This is a genomic window from Protofrankia sp. Cr1 (assembly GCF_963555865.1).
GTDB lineage: Bacteria > Actinomycetota > Actinomycetes > Frankiales > Frankiaceae > Protofrankia.
Window position 1 is genome coordinate 42,911 of the sequence record NZ_CAUVXO010000002.1, and the last position, 3,550, is coordinate 46,460.

General features: G+C 63.7%; 3 protein-coding genes. All 3 read right to left on the reverse strand.

Annotation, left to right across the window (positions count from 1 at the left end; all coding sequences use genetic code 11):
- Positions 1 to 40: 40 nt before the first annotated feature.
- The 3 genes from pstA to pstS all read right to left on the reverse strand — a co-directional run bounded on the left by pstA (position 41) and on the right by pstS (position 3,306).
- A complete protein-coding gene (gene pstA, locus U9980_RS00810) occupies positions 41 to 1,099 on the reverse strand; it encodes a phosphate ABC transporter permease PstA (protein ID WP_322766245.1) in 1,059 nt (352 codons plus the stop codon).
- A complete protein-coding gene (gene pstC, locus U9980_RS00815) occupies positions 1,096 to 2,115 on the reverse strand; it encodes a phosphate ABC transporter permease subunit PstC (RefSeq protein ID WP_322750545.1) in 1,020 nt (339 codons plus the stop codon). Before pstC ends, pstA begins: the two co-directional genes overlap by 4 nt.
- 117 nt (positions 2,116 to 2,232) lie before the next feature.
- A complete protein-coding gene (gene pstS, locus U9980_RS00820) occupies positions 2,233 to 3,306 on the reverse strand; it encodes a phosphate ABC transporter substrate-binding protein PstS (RefSeq protein ID WP_416210098.1) in 1,074 nt (357 codons plus the stop codon).
- Positions 3,307 to 3,550: the final 244 nt, after the last annotated feature.

Genomic DNA, 3,550 nt, shown 5'->3' on the forward strand with positions numbered 1-3,550 from the left:
AAAATACGATAGGCACGGGCGACGGCGACAGCATGACCGATCACCGAACCCGTGCGAACCGGGCAACCATCCGGGCGATGATGTTCAGCAGCATCACGAGGACGATGAGCGTGAGCGCGGCGGCCCAGGCCCGGTCGACGGCCACCTGCTGCGGTGCGCCAGCCTGCGCATAGATGTAAAGCGGGAGTGCCGACTGCGGCCCGGAGAACGGGTTGAAATTGATGGAGTCGGTCCCGAAGACGGTCAGCAGCAGCGGCGCCGTTTCGCCGGCGACACGGGCCACCGCGAGCATGACACCGGTCACAATGCCAGGCAGAGCCGTCGGTATGACAATCTTGAGGATGGTTCGCCACCGGGTGACACCCAGCGCATAACTGGCCTCGCGAAGATCGTCCGGGACGAGTTTGAGCATCTCCTCGGTGGAGCGCACGACGATGGGAATCATCAGAATGGTCAGGGCGAGCGCACCGGCGAAACCGGACGGCTTCTGGCCGAGCGCGAGAAGATAGAACGAAAGGATGAACAGACCTGCGATGATCGAAGGCAAACCGGTCAGCACGTCGACGAAAAAACTGATGGTCCGGCTGATCCGCCCGCGACCGTACTCGACCAGATAGATCGCGACCAGCATGCTGAAGGGAACCGCGAAGAGACTGGCCAGTGCGATCTGTTCCAGGGTTCCGATCAGAGCGTGGTAGATGCCGCCGCCGGCGTCCCGCGCCCCGATGTTTCGCATGGAGGTGGTCAGGAAGTCGTAGTTGATCCGCTGCGCGCCCTTGGCAATCACACTGGCCAGCACTGCGACCAGCGGGATGAGCGCGAGCAGGAAGGCGAGATAGACCAGTGTCGTGACGAACCGGTCGACGGCCTTTCGGCTGCCTTCGACCATGGTGGACGCCACGCTCTGGCCGATCAGGTAGAACAAAACGGCAATCAGTACGAACTGAATCTTGCTGTCTATCGGTGCCACGACGTACAGCAAGATGGTGGCCACGACGGCGCCGGCACCGATAGCCGCCAGGGTGGTCATCGGCAGCTTCTGACCGGTCAGGTCAATGCCGCCGGGGCTGGTCGCCGGGGCGACAGTCGTTGTACTCATGCGGCGGTCCCCGAGAATTCACGCCGACGGGCGATGACGGCACGGGCCATTATGTTGACAAGCATCGTGACGATGAACAGGACGAGGCCGGAGGCGATGAGAGCCCCCTTCCCGACCTCGTTGGCCTCACCGAAACCGTTCGCCACATTCGCCGCGATGGTGTTGCCGGCCGGTGACAGGACGTGCCAGGAAATTCCGAATGACGCGGGAAGGACCAGCGCGACCGCGATCGTCTCACCCATCGCCCGGCCGAGTCCCAGCATCGACGCGCTGATCACGCCAGGCTTGCCGTACGGGAGTACCGCTGTTCGGATCATCTCCCAACGGGTCGCGCCGAGTGCGAGCGCCGCTTCCTTATGCGCGGTCGGCACCTGAAGGAAGATCTCGCGGGAGATCGCGGCGACAATCGGCAGAATCATGATAGCCAGGACGACGGAGGCGACGAAGATGGACCGTCCGACGAGGCCGTCATCCGTACTGAACAAGGGGATCCAGCCGAAGTAGTCGGTGAGCCACTCCTGCAGGCCATTCATCCGCGGGACGAGAACAATCAGACCCCAGAGCCCGAAAACGACGCTGGGGACCGCTGCCAGCAGGTCGACGATGAACGCCAGCGGCGTGGCAAGGCGTCGCGGGGCGTATACCGTGATGAACAGCGCGATGCCGACCGCCACCGGCACGGAGATGGCCATTGCAATGATCGCTGTGAGCAACGTTCCGAACAACAGCGCCGCGATTCCGAAAAACGGCGGAGACTGGTTGGGAAACCACTCGGTCGTCGTGAAGAAGTTTCCGGTGTTGGCCTGCAGTGCACTGGTCGCCTCAAGCACCAGGAAGGCTGCGATCGCCGCGATGAGAACAAGCAGGCTGATGCCGGCAGTGCGAGTCAGATTCTTGAAGAACACGTCCCCGGGGCTGACCCGCGCATGCGCACTACTGCTGATGGGCTCCTTGACCGCCAGCGGCGCGTCGTCGCTCGGCGAGCCTGTGCCCTGGCCGTCCGACTCACTGCTCATCATGCCTCCCAACAAGTGGTGTCGGACGGTGTGCCCACCCGCCTCGTGGCGAGTGGGCACACCGGCGTGGTCGTCCCGGTCAGAACCCGTGGCCCTGGCCGGAGTGCAGAAAAATGATTATGAAATGGTCGCCACGACCGAGCTCACCTTCGCGGCAAGGTCGGTCGGCAGCGGGGCGTATCCGAGATCGGCGATGGCGGCCTGACCACCGGTGGAGGATGTGTAGGTCAGGAAGGACTTCACCAGCGTGGCCTGGCTCGCTGCCAGACCCTTGGTGCAGGTGATCTCATAGGTGACCAGGTAGATCGGGTAGGCACCGGGCGTAGTCGCCGCGTAGTCGAAGGTCAGCTTCAGGTCGTTCCCGCTGGCGACCTTGGCCGTGCTCACACCCTTGGACGTCGCCTCGGTGCTCACCGCCACATACTCACCGGCGCCGTTCTTAATCTTTGCCGTCGACAGGTTCGCGTTCTCCGCGAAGGAGAGCTCGACATAGCCGATGGCGCCGGCGGTCGACTTCACCGTCGAGGTCACGCCGTCGCTGCCCTTGGAGCCCTGACCGCTCGGGGCCTTCCAGTCCGAACCGGAACCGAACGTCCAGTCGCTCTTGGCAGCGCCGTCCAAGAACTTGGTGAAGTTGTCCGTGGTACCCGAACCGTCCGAACGGTGCACCGGGACGATCGGCGAACTGGGCAGCGTCACGCCGGGGTTGTCAGCCGCGACCGCCGGGTCGTTCCACTTGGTGATCGCGGCAGAATAGATCTTTGCCAAGGTCGAGGCGGAGAGCTGCAGGTCCTTCACACCGGAGAGGTTGTAAATCACCGCGACCGGCCCGGCGACCATGGGCAGGTCGACGATTTGCCCGCCGGTGCAGCGCTTGGCCGCATTGGTCGCCTGGTCACCGCTGATCGCCGAGTCCGAACCGGCAAAATCGATCTTGCCATCCACGAACGCCTGTTTGCCGGCGGAGGAGCCGACGCCCTGGTAGTTGATCGACGATCCGGGACACGCAATCTGGTACTTCTTGACCCACTCGTCCATCGCGTTCTTCTGCGCAGTCGAGCCCGAGGCGGTGATCGACCCGGTTGCGCAGGAGATCGCGCCCGTGGCGGTGCCGGCCGTCGAGCTCGGTGCCGCCGTGTTGTCGGAACCGCAGGCAGCCACCCCCAGCACCGCCGACATCGCAAGGCCCATGACCGCAACCTGACGTTTCGCTGTGTTCACAAGCGACCCTTCGTCTTCAGCGCAATGGCGCCGTTCTGTCCGCCCCCGGACCGGGGTGCCGGCGAGAATCGAAGCGATACAGCATGAACGAAGGATGAACGGAAGTGAACACGAATCGGACGTCGAGCAAAACACATCCCGAGTCCGGGGCGGCTCTACACAGAGTTGTCGTGTCGGGTAGGACCGACTACCTCAGGTACGTCCCGACTGCCCG

Bases quoted from the DNA above. Each gene is read 5' to 3' on its own strand.
- pstA (WP_322766245.1), bottom strand. From the start codon at position 1,099: ATGAGTACAACGACTGTCGCCCCGGCGACCAGCCCCGGCGGCATTGAC.
- pstC (WP_322750545.1), bottom strand. From the start codon at position 2,115: ATGAGCAGTGAGTCGGACGGCCAGGGCACAGGCTCGCCGAGCGACGAC.
- pstS (WP_416210098.1), bottom strand. From the start codon at position 3,306: ATGGGCCTTGCGATGTCGGCGGTGCTGGGGGTGGCTGCCTGCGGTTCC.